This is a genomic window from Ruegeria sp. CDSB086, from assembly GCF_059611065.1.
In genome coordinates, this window is the sequence record NZ_JBXWOV010000011.1 from 63,691 (window position 1) to 78,750 (window position 15,060).

Genomic DNA, 15,060 nt, shown 5'->3' on the forward strand with positions numbered 1-15,060 from the left:
GCCTCAAATGGTTGGTAAACAAAAAGAACCAATTCCGCGAAGGCCGAAACAAATGCCCGTTATTACCAATATCGACGACCTGAAACGTATCTACGAACGCCGCGTGCCGCGCATGTTTTTCGACTATGCCGAAAGCGGCAGCTGGACCGAACAGACCTTCCGCGACAACAGCTCAGATTTCGAAGATATCAGGCTGCGCCAGCGGGTCGCCGTGGACATGGACGGGCGCTCGACCGCATCGCAGATGATCGGGCAGGATGTTGCGATGCCGGTGGCTCTGGCCCCAGTGGGCCTGACGGGCATGCAGCACGCGGACGGTGAGATGAAGGCCGCAAAGGCTGCTGAGGAATTCGGCGTGCCCTTCACCCTGTCGACCATGTCGATCAACTCGATCGAGGATGTCGCAGGGCATACAAGCAAACCCTTTTGGTTCCAGCTTTATGCAATGAAGGATCAGGATTACGTCGGTCGCCTGATCCAGCGCGCCAAGGATGCCAAATGTTCCGCATTGGTCATCACCCTGGACCTGCAAATTCTGGGGCAGCGCCACAAAGATCTGAAAAATGGCTTGTCCGCGCCTCCGAAACTGACAGCCAAGACAATCGCAAACCTCATGACCAAATGGGCTTGGGGGATAGAAATGCTGGGCGCACATCGGCGCGAATTTGGCAATATCGTTGGTCATGCCGAAGGCGTTTCTGATGCCTCATCGCTGGGCGCGTGGACGGCCGAGCAATTCGACCCCAGCCTCGATTGGAAAAAGGTCGAAAAGCTGATGGAACAATGGGGCGGCAAGGTGATCCTGAAAGGCATTCTGGATGCCGAAGACGCGAAGATGGCGGCTAAGCTGGGCGCAGATGCCATCGTTGTTTCAAACCACGGCGGGCGACAGTTGGACGGGGCGCTCAGTTCGATCCGCGTTTTGCCTGAAATCATGGACGCCGTTGGTGATGACGTCGAAGTCCATCTGGACAGCGGCATCAGGTCCGGGCAGGACGTTCTCAAAGCGCTGGCACTTGGGGCCAAGGGCACTTACATCGGTCGCGCTTTTGTCTATGGGCTGGGTGCGATGGGCCAACAAGGTGTCACCACCGCGCTGGATATCATCCACAAAGAGCTGGATACCACGATGGCCCTGTGCGGCGAGCGGGATGTGAGCAGTCTGGGTCGTCACAACCTGCTGATCCCCGAGGATTTCGGCGGCCGATGGCAAGCCTGATCTCGCAAAACCATTCAGCAAGCCATGTTAAAGGGGGCACTACGCCCACCGCAGCAAACTGCGAATCCCCCGGGATATTTTTTGCCCGTTGAAGCAGGGGATCCGCTCTTCATCTGGCCCCAATTATCCCGGAGCGCGAGGCAGAGCCTCGCAAAGTATGAAGACCGCTAAAAACCCCTTTTCAAACCTGACAATTCAAGCTAAGGACGCGGCTTCACGCGGGCATACAGCCTTGGAGGATGCCCGCCCTAACATTGGAGAATTATCATGGCTGGAGAGATTCCTGATCTCGTAGCTCTGGAACGGACGGGGACAGGCAAGGGCGCCGCTCGTCAGGCACGCCGCGACGGCATGGTTCCGGGCATTGTATTTGGTGGCGACAAAGAACCGCTGCCGATTCAGATCCCGTTCAACGAACTGTTCAAGCGTCTGAAAGCTGGCCGGTTCAAGTCGACCCTGTGGAACCTGAAAGTTGAAGGCCAGGAAGACGTCCGCGTCATCTGCCGCGACGTTCAGCGTGACGTCGTCAAAGACCTGCCGACCCACCTGGATCTGATGCGCCTGCGTCGCACCACCAAGATCGCGCTGTTCATCCCGGTTGAGTTCATCAACGAGGAAGAAGCACCCGGCATCAAGAAGGGCGGCGTTCTGACCGTTGTCCGTCCGGAAGTCGAACTGCTGTGCACCGCAGGTGATATTCCTGAGAAGATCACTGTTGACGTGACCGGCATGAACATCAACGACGTTGCCACCATTTCGTCGGTCGACCTGCCCGAAGGCACCAAGCCGACCATCGATCGTGACTTCGTGATCGCGAACATCTCGGCACCGACCGGTCTGGTAACGGATGATGACGAAGAGGGTGAAGAGGGCGAAGTGGCCGTAGACGAAGTTGAAGTCGTCGGTCAGGAAGCCGAAGAATAAGTTCAGGTTTCAGTACCTTGAATTTGAAACGGGGCTCCTTTGGAGCCCCGTTTTTTTTGTCGAATGCGGATCTTCGCGCTAGCTTGCCGCCGGCTCCGGCATTCACTCTGGCGGATTGAAATCACGGCCCCTACTGGCCAGGCGCGCCTCACCTACTGCTGTTAGTGACAGGCAATGGCAGACGAAGTCTCACTGGAATTCCGATCCAATTCGGGGCATGAGGAAGCAAGTCGTACAATGACGCGCGGAGCAGAACCATGAAACTTTTTGTCGGGCTGGGCAATCCGGGGCAGAAATATGCCCGGAACCGGCACAATATCGGCTTTATGGCACTGGACAGGATTGCCGACGATCACGGTTTCGGCCCGTGGAAATCAAAGTTTCAGGCAGAAATCGCCGAAGGGCGACTAGGTTCGGAAAAGGTGCTGCTGATCAAGCCACAAACCTTCATGAACCGCTCGGGTCAATCCGTGGGTGAGGCTATGCGCTTTTACAAGCTGGACTCAACCGATGTGACTGTTTTTCACGACGAGCTGGATCTTGCGCCCGGTAAGGTGCGTGCGAAAGCAGGTGGAGGTCACGCCGGGCATAACGGTCTGCGGTCGATCCATGACCATATCAGCCCGGCCTATGATCGAGTTCGTCTGGGCATTGGGCATCCGGGCCGTAAGGAACTGGTCTCGCCTTATGTCCTGAGTGACTTTGCCAAGGCAGATTCGGATTGGCTGGAAGACGTCTTGCGGGGGGTTTCCGACGGTGCTGGTCATTTGGCAGATGGCGATGGTGGCAAATTCATGAACGCGGTCGCATTGCGCACCGCACCGCCACGGTCATCAAAAACCGCTGCGGCCTCCTCGAAATCGGTCGCTGCAGCTACGCCTGAACCCGAGGCGGACACCAGGTCCGCCATGCAAAAACTGATGGACAAGTTCAAGTAAGGCCAACGATGTTGCCGCTACGTCTCAATTGCGAACTGCGCCAGTCCGCGCTCCAATGCACACCAAAAGCGGGAGGTAACATATGCGAACCCTGATGAAATGGGTGCTGCGCATCGTTTTGATGTTGGTGCTGGCAGCGGTGGTCGTTGGCGTTTGGAAGCGTGAAGAGATTCAGCGCCTGATGGCCGTGAACTCTCTGTTTTCCGAAGAAAAGATCATTCACAACTTCTCTCACATGGATGACGCCTTCCTGACTGTCGACCTGCCAAGGGGGGAAGGTGCGACATTCGAACTGCCCTACGGCCCCGGTTTTGACCTGCCCGAGGGCACGGACAAATGGGTCGAAGACCGGGCTGTAACCTCTTTGCTGGTGATGCAGGACGGGCAGATCAGGTTCGAAGAATACTATTTGGGGACCGCCCCCGAGGATCGCCGGATATCCTGGTCGGTCGCCAAAAGCTATCTGTCCGCCCTGTTCGGCATCCTGATGGCCGAAGGCGCCATCGACTCGCTGGACGATCCGGTGGTCAAATACGCCCCGAAACTGCAGGGCACCGCTTATGACGGCGCAACGATCCGCAATGTTCTGAACATGGCCAGCGGTGTGACCTTCGACGAGGACTATCTGGACTACAACTCCGACATCAACCGAATGGGTCGCGTCGTCGCCCTGGGTGGAGAGCTGGATGACTTTGCCGCCTCGCTGAACGAAACCTTCGTCGAGCCCGGCGAGACATGGCAATATGTCTCGATCGACACACACGTTATCGGCATGGTTGTTCGCGGTGCGACGGATCGGTCTGTGGCTGACTTGCTGACCGAAAAGATCATTGAACCTCTGGGCCTTGAACGCGACGGCTACTATGTCACCGACGGTGCTGGCGTGGCTTTCGTCTTGGGCGGGTTGAACTTCACTACTCGCGACTTTGCCCGGTTTGGACAGATGATCCTGCAAAACGGCGAGCATAATGGCCAGCAGATCGTGCCCGCCGAATGGATTGCGGAATCCGTTTTTCCGAGCGCCCCGACCGAAGCCGGAGAGATCGGGTATGGCTACCAGTGGTGGATCCCCGTCGGCGCGCATGAAGGCGAGTTTCTGGCCCGTGGCGTTTATGGTCAGTACATCTATTTCGACCAACCGCGCGGTGTTGTTATCGTTTCAACCGGGGCTGATCGCAGTTTCCGTGACGATGGCGTCAACGAAACAAACATAGAAATGTTCCGCACAATCGCCCAAAGCCTGTAAGGTGTGCCCATGCAAAAACTGGACAGCATAAACGTTCTGGGGGGCGTCCTTGCCCCCTGCTCCCGCGATCCACAGACCGGTTTTTTTCGGGACGGGGCCTGTAACACCTGCGCCGAAGATCAGGGCAGTCACACGGTCTGCGCGGTCATGACGGCCGAGTTTCTGGCCTATTCCAAGTATGTTGGCAATGACCTCAGCACACCGCGCCCCGAGTTCGATTTTCCCGGTCTCAAGCCCGGTGACAACTGGTGCCTGTGTGCCGGGCGGTTCCTGCAGGCCCATGACGAAGGCTGCGCGCCCAAGGTTGATCTGGAGGCCACGCATCAGCAGGCGCTGGACATTGTCCCTATTGGAATTTTACGCGAAAATGCCGTCGAACCTGATTGACCTCAGGGGCAAAAAGACATCAAAGAAGCCCGCCAGCCGACACTTTGTTTAGCAAGCGCGAAACCGTCAAAAAACGAGGTAGGCTATGAGCTTTATCGCCATGAACCGCTTCAAAGTCCGTTTGGGCAGCGAAGCCGATTTCGAATCCGTTTGGAAAGACCGCGAAAGCCGGTTGAAAGAACTGCAAGGATTTCAGGAGTTCCGCCTTCTGAAAGGCCCCGAGGGCGACGGGTATCGGCTGTATTCCAGCCACGTGATTTGGGACAATCGCAGCGATTTCGCGGCCTGGACCAAATCCCAACAATTCCGGGACGCGCACAAAAACGCTGGCAACGGCAAGACGCAGTCGGCTCTGATCGGACCACCTCAGTTCGAGGGGTTCGAAACGGTTTTGTATCAGAACTGATCAATCCATGTCGCCAACACCGGATTGATGATTACACGGCGCGCGCCAGATAGCCGCGCGATGTGCGCGAGGGCGGACCAGTTGGAAAACTGTGCTCCGCCTCCAACACCCACCCCGCCTCCTTAAGCATCTTGGCCACCTGTTGCGGTCTGTACGACCGGTGACGCCATTGAAGCCAAATAATCGCGTTGCACCAGTGTGGTTTACTGACGACCAACCACAGCTTTGCCGCTGGCGCGGCCTGCCTGCGCATGTGGCGCAGGGCATCGGTAGGATTATCGCAATGTTCAAGGACATGGGCTGCCAGAACGCAATCAAAAGGCTGGGCTGGTGGAAAATCCTCCAACCGGGATCGCGCGGTATGGGTTGTAACGCCCCTTAGGGCCAGCGCACCCTCGGCCTGTTTCAGCATTTTCCCGGACGGCTCGAGCAGTGTGACCTTACCTTCGGGCTGAATGACCGCCCGTGCCTCGGCAAAAGCACCTGTCCCGCACCCCACATCCAGCCCGTTCCGGCCTAGATCATCCGCTGAACCGATCGATAGAAACCCCAGATAGGCATCAAAATAGCCCAGCAGACGCATCTTATCCGCCCAGCCGGGGGCTGCGGCATCGTACTTTTGAGCGAGTTTATCTGAACTGGACGCGTCCTGCATACCACGCAGCGTGGCATGAAAGACCCGGGGCGCAAAGCCCCGGGCGCGCGTTATCCGGCCGAACGGCCTTCGGTGTCGGACATATCAAAGTTCAGGTATTTGGCGACCGTCTGAACGTCCTTGTCGCCGCGACCACACATATTCATGCAGATCAGGTGATCCTTGGGCAGTTCCGGCGCGATCTTCATGACATGCGCCAACGCGTGGCTGGGCTCCAACGCGGGGATGATACCTTCGGTTGCACAGCACAGCTGGAACGCTTCCAGCGCCTCTTTATCGGTGATCGAGACATAGTTCGCGCGACCGATATCATTCAGCCAAGAATGCTCGGGGCCAATACCAGGGTAATCCAGACCGGCCGAGATCGAATAGCCTTCGAGGATCTGGCCGTCATCATCCTGCAGCAGGTAGGTACGGTTTCCGTGCAGCACACCCGGACGACCACCGGTCAGCGAGGCGCAATGTTCCATCTTTTCATTCACGCCTTTACCGCCCGCCTCAACACCGATGATGTTGACGCTCTTGTCGTCAAGGAACGGATAAAACAGGCCCATCGCATTCGACCCACCGCCGATGGCGGCGATAAGCGTGTCGGGCAAACGGCCTTCGGCCTTTTGCATCTGTTCCTTAGCTTCCTTGCCGATGATCGACTGGAAATCACGCACCATCGCCGGATACGGGTGCGGGCCCGCCACAGTGCCGATGCAGTAGAACGTGTCGCGCACATTGGTCACCCAATCACGTAGCGCGTCGTTCATCGCGTCCTTAAGCGTGCCACGGCCCGAGGTCACCGGAATCACTTCGGCACCCAGCAAACGCATACGGAACACGTTGGGCGCCTGACGCTGAACGTCGTGTGCGCCCATGTAAACGATGCATTTCAGGCCGAATTTGGCGCAGACGGTAGCTGTCGCCACGCCGTGCTGCCCCGCACCGGTTTCCGCGATGATCCGGGTTTTACCCATGCGCCGCGCCAGAATGATCTGGCCCAACACGTTGTTGATTTTATGCGCGCCCGTGTGGTTCAGTTCGTCGCGTTTCAGATAGATTTTCGCGCCGCCCAGATGCTCGGTCAGGCGTTCCGCGTAATACAGCGGCGAGGGGCGACCCACATAGTTCGCCCACAGATCGTCCATCTCGGCCCAGAAGGTCGGATCATCCTTGGCCTTCTCATATTCCTCTTCAAGCGACAGGATCAGCGGCATCAGCGTTTCGCTGACAAACCGTCCGCCGAAGATGCCAAACCGGCCCTGTTCGTCGGGACCGGACATGAAGGAATTGAATAGATCGTTGGCCATGGGTGTCTCCCTCGTCGTACCCGTTGTTCATAGGAGGTGCTGCCAGGTTTTGCCATGGCAAAACGTATCATTTCGCGGGTCTGTAGCGATGCTTCCAGATCCGCAGGGCCTGTTCTTCGGTCGGCACCGCGATGCATGAGAAATGATGGAACTCATGCGTGATGGACAACCGGTCCGATGCCTCAAGAACCCGCCTGTGTGGTCCCGAATGGGCAAATGTCAGCATGGCCTCGGCGTCTTGCCAAACGCTGAGCGAAAAGTAGAGCCCACCGTGCGGGAACAACTGCGCATGAACGCACAATGGGTCACCACGCGCCTGCTTCAACGCTTGCCCCGCGCGCCAAAAGAACTCTGGCGCGTTGTACCAATGGTTCAGGGTAACCCCGCCAATCGCTGCAAGCATCATTGCTCCTCCCCGACGTTATATACGGGGGAGGTCAGCAAGCAGATCAATGGGCGGCGGACACGAATTCAGAAATCTTAATGGAGTCTTTAACTCCGGGCGAACTTTCGACGCCGGAAGATACATCAACCTGTTTTGCGCCGGTCATCCGGATCGCCTCGGCAACGTTGTCTGGCGTCAGTCCCCCGGCCAGCATCCACGGCTTTCGCCAGTATTTCCGGCCGGCCAGCAGCCGCCAATCAAAGGCCAATCCATTCCCGCCCGGCAGTTCGGATGCACGCGGAGGTTTCGCGTCGATCAGCAACTGATCTGCAACCTCGGAATACAGGTCAATTGCGCTCAGATCCTCGGCCTCGGCGATGCCGATTGCTTTCATCACCGGCAGGCCAAATCTGTCGCGTACTTCTGAAACCCGCTGCGGTGTTTCCTTGCCATGCAATTGCAACATGTCCAAGGGCACGCGTGCGATGATACGGTCCAGTTCTTCGTCCGTCGCATTCACGGTCAGCGCGACCTTGGCCACGCCTGCAGGAACAAGCTGCGCCAGCCCTGCCGCTGCATCAAGGGCTAGATGCCGCGGCGATTTTGAGAAAAAGACAAAGCCGACATAGCGTGCACCGGCATCAGCCGCAGCGCGCACGTGATCAGGTGCGGTCAGCCCGCAGATTTTAACAGCTACGTTCGTCATAAAAGTGCCTTAGCTGGCTTCGTCCAGCAGAGCCAGAACGTCGTCCTTGCCCTCGTTCTGCTTTTTCTTGAGCTTCTTGACCTCACGCTCAAGCTTGCGCACTTCTCCGGTCTTGGTCGAGGCATCGCGGCGGTGTTTATGCTCGCGCAGCCATTCCCACAGGAAGCCGATGATCAAACCGGCCACGACGCCGCCCAGCACCACGATGAACAGTGGCAAAGACGTTGAGAAATTGAGCCCCAGCAACTCGGCCAGGGCATCCGGCATCAGCTTCAACTCGACGATCTGGCGATTGGCCAGCGAGATTGACACAAGAACGATCCCGAGGATCGCCAGGAAAGCATATCGAAGGTAACGCATCATGGTGTCAGGCTTTACCGTTCAATCGGTCCCTTAGCAACTTGCCAGTTTTGAAGAACGGAACACATTTTTCTTCGACCTGCACGGTCTCACCTGTACGAGGATTGCGGCCAACACGCGCGTCACGTTGTTTGACCGAGAACGCACCGAAGCCGCGCAGTTCGACACGGTCGCCACGCGCCATGGCATCTGTCACTTCTTCGAACACGGTATTCACAATCCGCTCGACATCACGCTGATAGAGATGCGGGTTTTCGTCGGCGATTTTCTGAATCAGTTCTGAACGGATCATGAGTGTTACCCTCCCAGGCGACCGGTTAACCATGTCTATACTTCTGGACAGTATAGGAAAAAACCGTGATCGGGGGAACGTAAACTCTGTGTGCAAAGCATTCATTTTACAGCAAAGTCGCGCGATTTTTTGCTTGTTCAGGCAAAATCCGCTCTTAAAGCGTGAACGACGGCCGCAATAAGGCCAAATTTTGGAACATATTGATTCGCAACAAAAACGGCCCCGCGCGTCTGCACGGGGCCGTAAATTCGGCTGAAAATCCAGCCTGAGCTTAGTCGCCGGATTTCAGCGCTGCACCCAGGATATCGCCCAGCGATGCGCCCGAGTCGGAAGAACCGTACTGTTCCACGGCCTCTTTCTCTTCGGCGATCTCACGTGCCTTGATCGACAGACCCAGACGGCGAGTCTTGCTGTCGACATTGGTGACGCGGACGTCGATCTTGTCGTTAACCGAGAAACGCTCGGGGCGCTGCTCTGCACGGTCACGCGACAGGTCGGAACGACGGATGAAGGACTTCATGCCTTCGTATTCCACCTCGATGCCGCCATCTTCGATCGCAGTGACTTCTACAGTGATGATCGAACCGCGCTTCACGCCGCCAACGGCTTCTGCGAACTTGTCACCACCCAGGGCTTTGATCGACAGCGAGATACGCTCTTTTTCCACGTCAACTTCCGAGACAACGGCCGAAACCATGTCGCCTTTGCGGTAGTTCTGGATCGCATCTTCGCCACGTTCGTCCCACGACAGGTCGGACAGGTGAACCATGCCGTCGATGTCGCCTTCGAGGCCAATGAACAGACCAAATTCGGTGATGTTCTTGACTTCGCCTTCGACTTCGGTGCCCTCGGGGTGTGTTTCTGCAAACACTTCCCACGGGTTGCGCATGGTCTGCTTCAGACCCAGAGACACGCGACGCTTGGCGCCGTCGATTTCCAGAACCATGACGTCTACTTCCTGGCTGGTCGAAACAATCTTGCCGGGGTGGACGTTTTTCTTGGTCCAGGACATCTCGGACACGTGCACCAGACCTTCGACACCGGCTTCCAGCTCGACGAACGCGCCGTAGTCGGTGATGTTGGTGACGCGACCCTGATGGACCGAGCTCAGCGGATACTTGGCAGCAACCAGATCCCATGGATCTTCCTGCAGCTGCTTCATGCCCAAGCTGATGCGGTGGGTCTCTTTGTTGATCTTGATGACCTGAACCTTGATGGTTTCGCCGATCGTCAGGATCTCGGACGGGTGATTCACACGACGCCATGCCATGTCGGTGACGTGCAGCAGGCCATCAACGCCGCCCAGGTCAACAAACGCACCGTATTCGGTGATGTTCTTGACCACGCCTTCGACGGTCTGACCTTCGGTCAGGTTGCCAATGACTTCGGCACGCTGTTCGGCGCGTGATTCTTCCAGGATAGCGCGGCGCGAAACAACGATGTTGCCACGGCGGCGGTCCATTTTCAGAATCTGGAACGGCTGCTTCAGACCCATCAGCGGGCCAGCGTCGCGTACGGGGCGGACGTCAACCTGCGAACCGGGCAGGAACGCAACTGCGCCACCCAGATCGACGGTGAAGCCACCTTTGACGCGACCAAAGATTGCACCTTCGACGCGCTGGTCGTCGGCATATGCTTTTTCAAGACGGTCCCATGCCTCTTCACGGCGGGCCATCTCGCGCGAGATAACGGCTTCGCCACGGGCGTTCTCTGCGGCGCGCAGGTAGACTTCTACCTCGTCACCAACAGCAATTTCAGGGGCTTCGCCGGGATTTGCGAATTCTTTCAGATCAACGCGGCCTTCCATTTTGTAGCCAACGTCGATGATGGCTTGGCCGGCTTCGATCGCCAGTACCTTGCCTTTGACAACAGAACCCTCTTCGGGCGTGTCCATTTCGAAGCTTTCGTTCAGGAGGGCTTCGAATTCCTCCATGGTTGTATCAGCCATCTGGCAGTGTTTTCCTTTACATACGTTTTTACTGGCCGAGCGGTTGTCTCCGCCGGTCTTGTTTCATGGTGTCATCGGACGTGATCCGGTGCGCCCCTGAGCAAACAAACACAAAGGGCCGAGGTTACCCGGCCCTGCTCAGTAACGTCATCCGGACGTTGACCGCCCTTGTGGTGACAGCGCGCGTATATGCGGAATTCCCGACATGTGCAAGAGGAAAGCCTTGAAATACAGGGCATCGGCCGCCGTCACACCTGGCTCGCCATGTCCCAAACGCGCCGGTCCCGTTGCAACATGGAGTGCTCAATCGCATTCAAACGCAAATAGGCATCATCGGGATCATTCGCTCCGCCTACCTTATCCCAAATGCGCAGCGCCGAGGCCGGGCTCCACGGCAAACAAGCCGAGGCAAGCCACAATCGCAACTCAGCAGGTAACGCGTCATAGGCTTGCATTGGTGATCCCGTCCGCCGGCGGCGTTTGATCTGGCTGCGCAGGTTTCGGTTCTTTCTGCGGTCAGTCATTGTGCGCTCCGTTCATCGGCGCGCACGAACCTAGACTGTCAGGTGTCAGTGGATATTGCCATGCTCGCTCGATAGTTTTGCTATGTTATTACATTAGTAATATCCATGTGCAACCGCACTCGTAATGGCATTGCTCGATTCCTGCGAAGAATGTCGTGTTTCGAACAGCAAAGTCTGCGCCACTTGCGAAGCTTTGAAAAAGTCGGAGGATCTCATGCGTCAAGACCTGAACTTTCTCGTCATCATTTCAGACGAACACCGCAAAGACGCAATGGGATGCGCTGGCCATCCGATTGTCAAAACGCCCAATCTGGATGCACTGGCCGCGCGCGGAACGATGTTTGAGTCCGCCTACACGCCTTCACCCATGTGCGTACCCGCACGGGCGGCGCTTGCGACCGGAGACTGGGTTCACACGACAGGAAACTGGGACAGCGCAACCCCCTATGACGGGCACCCGCGCAGCTGGATGAGGCAGGTGCGCGACGCCGGGCGCGAGGTCGTCGCTATTGGAAAACTGCACTTCAGGTCCAACCAAGACGACAATGGCTTCTCCGAGGAGATCCTGCCGATGCACGTGGTCGGAGGTGTCGGCTGGGCCGTTGGGCTTTTGCGCGAAAACCCACCAGACTATGATTCGGCATCCGAGCTGGCAGGCGATGTGGGCGTCGGGCCCAGCACCTACACCGATTACGATCTGGACATTACCGCAGCAGCCGAGGCCTGGCTGGCCGATCCCACCCGCCAGGACAAACCCTGGGCAGCATTTGTGTCGCTGGTCAGTCCGCACTATCCCCTGACCTGTCCCAAGGAATGGTACGACCTTTACGACCCTGCTCAGATAGATTTGCCGGTCGGGTATGGCAAAGGGCTGCCGGATCATGAAGAGCTTCGCAACATCGCCGCGTTCTTCAACTACGATGACTATTTTGACGAACAGAAAATGTGCGAAGCCAAGGCGGCTTATTATGGCCTGACCTCACTGATGGATGATTGCGTGGGGCGCATCCTGAAAGCCTTGTCCGACAGTGGTCATGCTGAAAATACGGTCGTGATCTATGTATCCGACCACGGTGACATGATGGGGGATCAGGGGTTTTGGACCAAACAGGTAATGTATGAGGCCAGTGCAGGAATTCCGATGATCGCGGCCGGCCCGGGTATCCCGTCGGGGCGACGCGTCACCACATGTACCAATCTGACCGATATCGCTGCAACCGCCCGGGACGTCTGCGGCGTCGAAGCCGACGAGGGCAACGCGGGTCAACCCGGCTTGTCTCTGATCGAGTTGGCAAATGCGCCGGACGACCCCGACCGAACCGGCTTCAGCGAATACCACGATGGTGGGTCAAGAACCGGCAGTTTCATGGTGCGATGGGACGAATGGAAATACGTCTATTATGTCGGACAGCCCCCGCAATTGTTCGACCTGTCAACCGATCCTCAAGAACAGACCAACCGCGCGCTGGATCGGGTAAATGACCCGCAGGTTCAGGCTGCGCTGGTCGAAGGGGAACGCCGTCTGCGAGAAATCTGCGACCCCGAAGAGGTCAACTCCTGCGCCTTTGCCGATCAACGCAAGAAAATCGAAGACCTAGGCGGAGAAGAAGCCTGCCGCACGGCCTTTGTCTTCAATCACACGCCGACCCCGTCCGAGCAGGAAAAGCTGCGTGAAGGACCCGCGCTTTAGCGCAGGTATTTTGCATTTCTCCAGTGGGTCCTCGGTCCGCGCAGCGCAGTTCAATGCTGCCACCACCGCAAAGCTGCGCCGAGCGCTAGGACCTTCTAGAACAGTTGCAGGTCCTTCTTGCCGCTTTGGATTTCGGCAAGGTTCGGCATGTTCTGGATTGCCACGGGTGCAAGTTGTTCGCCCGGCATCGCGACGGTCGGTTGCATCGCAGCCGCCATACCAAAGGCTGGGGGCTGCTCCAGCTCTCCTCGGATATCGCGCAACAGTGTTTTGTGATCCGGCATCGCCTTGAGGATCTGCGCAAGATCCACCTTCGCGCCCTTCCACCACTGGAACCAAATCGGTTTCTTCAACGGCCGCAGACGATCACGGATGCCGGTCCCATAGCCGGTGTCATAGACCTGCTTGCCCAAAAGAACCGTCTGATAAACGCGGAAATTAAACAGTGTGGCGAATTCGATATCGTGTTCCATGGGCAGGCGGTGCTGCCACAATTCCAGGTTTTCGGCCAAACGATCCGGTATCTTCATCTCTGTGCGCGCATCGATCCAATATTGATCATCCGTGCGGTTGCCCAGGCGATAGTGCAGACAGATGAAATCTAGGACCTCATCATACATCTGGTTCATTTGCCGGTTATATCTTGCCCGCAGCGATGGTTCGATGTCGCGTGTAGGCAGGTGTTCTGCGAACCAGCGCACCGCGTGATCAACCATATGGATTGCGGTACTTTCCAACGGTTCAATGAACCCGCCAGACAAACCGATTGCCAGACAGTTCTTGACCCAGGCATTGCGCACGCGCCCGATGCGCATCGGGATCACGCGCGGTGTCAAACCTTTGCCGCTGTCGCCTAGCCATTCGAGATATTCATCTGCCGCCTGATCATCCGTGCGATGCGCCGATGAATACACATATCCTGTGCCCACACGGTTGTAGAGCGGCACCCGCCATGTCCAACCGGCGCCCAGCGCGGTAGACCGGGTGACGCTTTCGATTTTCTCTGGGTCGGGATGTTCAATCTGCAACGCCATGGCGCGGTCGTTGGGCAGGTAATCCGAGTAATCCATAAACGGCTCACCCAGTGCTTTGTTGATGATCAAACCGCGGAACCCGGTGCAATCTATGACCATCTCGATGTCGTGGCGGCCCTTACGCTCTAACATCAGATGGCTGACATTACCCTGTTCATCCAGCTCAACCGCCTGCACCTCATCCTGAATGTGCTCCACCCCGCGCTTGGTGCAGACCTTGGTCAGCATGCCCGCAAATTTCACGGCGTCCAGATGATATGCGTAGCCAAACCGTTGTTCGAACTCGGGCTGACCCAGCGGTCGCCCGCCCTTGCACAGGCGGGCCAGATCGTCGTGCGGCGAGATGGATTGCGTAAAGTCCCGATCGCCATTGCCAAAGCGCAAGAAGTATTCGGCGGCTTCCAATCCTTCCAACAACTGACCGTGGGCAAAAGGGTTCACGTAGTCGATGCGATTGCCCTTTGCGTCCTTATTCCAATTGCAGAACTTCACGCCCAGCTTGAACGACGCATTGGTCTCGCGGAAAAAATCCCGCTCGGAAATGCCCGCTTGGCGCAGTGTGACCGGCATACGCGGTACCGTGGCCTCACCGACGCCAACGGTGGCGATATTGGGGCTTTCGATCAGGCAGATGCGCGGGCGATCCTTGGGGGCCGAGGTGCGTGAAAACACCATGTCCAGTATCAGCGCGGTCATCCAACCCGCCGTGCCACCACCCACGATAGTGATCTTACGCAAACGATTATTCATATTGTTCTGTCCCTGTTGGCTTGAGGGATTTTTTGGCTGCTTCCCCTTTTTGTTTTTGAGGATTGTTTGGCAGCCTTCCCTTCTGGCATGGGCAAAGCATAGCAGGTTTCCTGCGTCCAGCTAGGGTCTAGCGCGCCCTGACCTGAATGTACTTTCCTTCTTTCGGCAAAGCGACGCTCGGTCACGGCACCCTACCCCGGGCAGTACAAATAACCGCGATGCGTTAAAGGCAAACCGGGCCGCCGATGGACCGCAGCTTCTGCGCGGCAACTTGAAATCAGAGCAAACGCAATTCCCG

General features: G+C 57.2%; 16 protein-coding genes. 7 read left to right on the forward strand and 9 right to left on the reverse strand.

What is annotated here, in order from left to right:
• Positions 1-52 precede the first annotated feature (52 nt).
• From AC2FIO_RS19775 to hmuQ, 6 genes are all read left to right on the forward strand, one after another.
• Positions 53-1,219 carry an alpha-hydroxy acid oxidase gene (locus tag AC2FIO_RS19775; RefSeq protein WP_496699702.1) on the forward strand — a complete coding sequence of 389 codons (1,167 nt, stop codon included), beginning with the start codon at positions 53-55 and terminating at the stop codon, positions 1,217-1,219.
• A gap of 267 nt (positions 1,220-1,486) precedes the next feature.
• Positions 1,487-2,143: a 50S ribosomal protein L25/general stress protein Ctc gene (locus AC2FIO_RS19780; protein WP_058279479.1), complete on the forward strand. Its 657-nt coding sequence runs from the start codon at positions 1,487-1,489 to the stop codon at positions 2,141-2,143.
• Positions 2,144-2,400: 257 nt separating this feature from the next.
• Positions 2,401-3,081 (forward strand): aminoacyl-tRNA hydrolase, encoded by a 681-nt coding sequence (gene pth / locus AC2FIO_RS19785; RefSeq protein ID WP_496699703.1) that lies wholly within the window; start codon positions 2,401-2,403, stop codon positions 3,079-3,081.
• A gap of 82 nt (positions 3,082-3,163) precedes the next feature.
• The gene (locus AC2FIO_RS19790; protein ID WP_282120704.1) at positions 3,164-4,327 is read left to right on the forward strand and encodes a serine hydrolase domain-containing protein; all 1,164 of its coding nucleotides are present in this window, start codon (positions 3,164-3,166) and stop codon (positions 4,325-4,327) included.
• A gap of 9 nt (positions 4,328-4,336) precedes the next feature.
• Positions 4,337-4,714 carry a DUF2237 family protein gene (locus tag AC2FIO_RS19795; protein ID WP_058279476.1) on the forward strand — a complete coding sequence of 126 codons (378 nt, stop codon included), beginning with the start codon at positions 4,337-4,339 and terminating at the stop codon, positions 4,712-4,714.
• Positions 4,715-4,799: 85 nt separating this feature from the next.
• A complete protein-coding gene (gene hmuQ, locus AC2FIO_RS19800) occupies positions 4,800-5,120 on the forward strand; it encodes a heme-degrading protein HmuQ (protein ID WP_058273175.1) in 321 nt (106 codons plus the stop codon).
• A gap of 31 nt (positions 5,121-5,151) precedes the next feature.
• Here the strand turns inward: hmuQ and AC2FIO_RS19805 are convergent, their stop codons facing one another.
• The 8 genes from AC2FIO_RS19805 to AC2FIO_RS19840 form a co-directional block, all read right to left on the reverse strand.
• Complete coding sequence (locus tag AC2FIO_RS19805; RefSeq protein WP_496699704.1) at positions 5,152-5,775, reverse strand: class I SAM-dependent methyltransferase; 624 nt, start codon at positions 5,773-5,775, stop codon at positions 5,152-5,154.
• 50 nt (positions 5,776-5,825) lie between these two features.
• Positions 5,826-7,073 (reverse strand): tryptophan synthase subunit beta, encoded by a 1,248-nt coding sequence (gene trpB / locus AC2FIO_RS19810; RefSeq protein WP_282120708.1) that lies wholly within the window; start codon positions 7,071-7,073, stop codon positions 5,826-5,828.
• 67 nt (positions 7,074-7,140) lie between these two features.
• Positions 7,141-7,476 (reverse strand): hypothetical protein, encoded by a 336-nt coding sequence (locus AC2FIO_RS19815; RefSeq protein ID WP_496699705.1) that lies wholly within the window; start codon positions 7,474-7,476, stop codon positions 7,141-7,143.
• Between the two features lie 46 nt (positions 7,477-7,522).
• Positions 7,523-8,164, reverse strand: coding sequence for a phosphoribosylanthranilate isomerase (locus AC2FIO_RS19820; protein WP_496699706.1), 642 nt, complete (start codon positions 8,162-8,164; stop codon positions 7,523-7,525).
• Between the two features lie 9 nt (positions 8,165-8,173).
• On the reverse strand, positions 8,174-8,524 hold the full coding sequence (locus AC2FIO_RS19825) for a lipopolysaccharide assembly protein LapA domain-containing protein (RefSeq protein ID WP_058273237.1): 351 nt from the start codon (positions 8,522-8,524) through the stop codon (positions 8,174-8,176).
• A 7-nt stretch (positions 8,525-8,531) separates the two neighbouring features.
• Positions 8,532-8,816: an integration host factor subunit beta gene (ihfB, locus tag AC2FIO_RS19830; protein ID WP_037310872.1), complete on the reverse strand. Its 285-nt coding sequence runs from the start codon at positions 8,814-8,816 to the stop codon at positions 8,532-8,534.
• A 271-nt stretch (positions 8,817-9,087) separates the two neighbouring features.
• On the reverse strand, positions 9,088-10,764 hold the full coding sequence (gene rpsA, locus AC2FIO_RS19835) for a 30S ribosomal protein S1 (RefSeq protein WP_058279471.1): 1,677 nt from the start codon (positions 10,762-10,764) through the stop codon (positions 9,088-9,090).
• Positions 10,765-11,012: 248 nt separating this feature from the next.
• Positions 11,013-11,288, reverse strand: a complete 276-nt coding sequence (locus tag AC2FIO_RS19840) for a DUF6525 family protein (protein ID WP_496699707.1) — start codon at positions 11,286-11,288, stop codon at positions 11,013-11,015.
• A 214-nt stretch (positions 11,289-11,502) separates the two neighbouring features.
• Between AC2FIO_RS19840 and AC2FIO_RS19845 the strand changes: the two genes are divergently transcribed.
• The gene (locus tag AC2FIO_RS19845) at positions 11,503-12,978 is read left to right on the forward strand and encodes a sulfatase family protein (protein WP_496699708.1); all 1,476 of its coding nucleotides are present in this window, start codon (positions 11,503-11,505) and stop codon (positions 12,976-12,978) included.
• A gap of 95 nt (positions 12,979-13,073) precedes the next feature.
• Here AC2FIO_RS19845 and AC2FIO_RS19850 read toward each other — a convergent pair whose 3' ends face one another.
• A complete protein-coding gene (locus AC2FIO_RS19850) occupies positions 13,074-14,762 on the reverse strand; it encodes a tryptophan halogenase family protein (RefSeq protein ID WP_282120713.1) in 1,689 nt (562 codons plus the stop codon).
• Between the last annotated feature and the right edge of the window lie 298 nt (positions 14,763-15,060).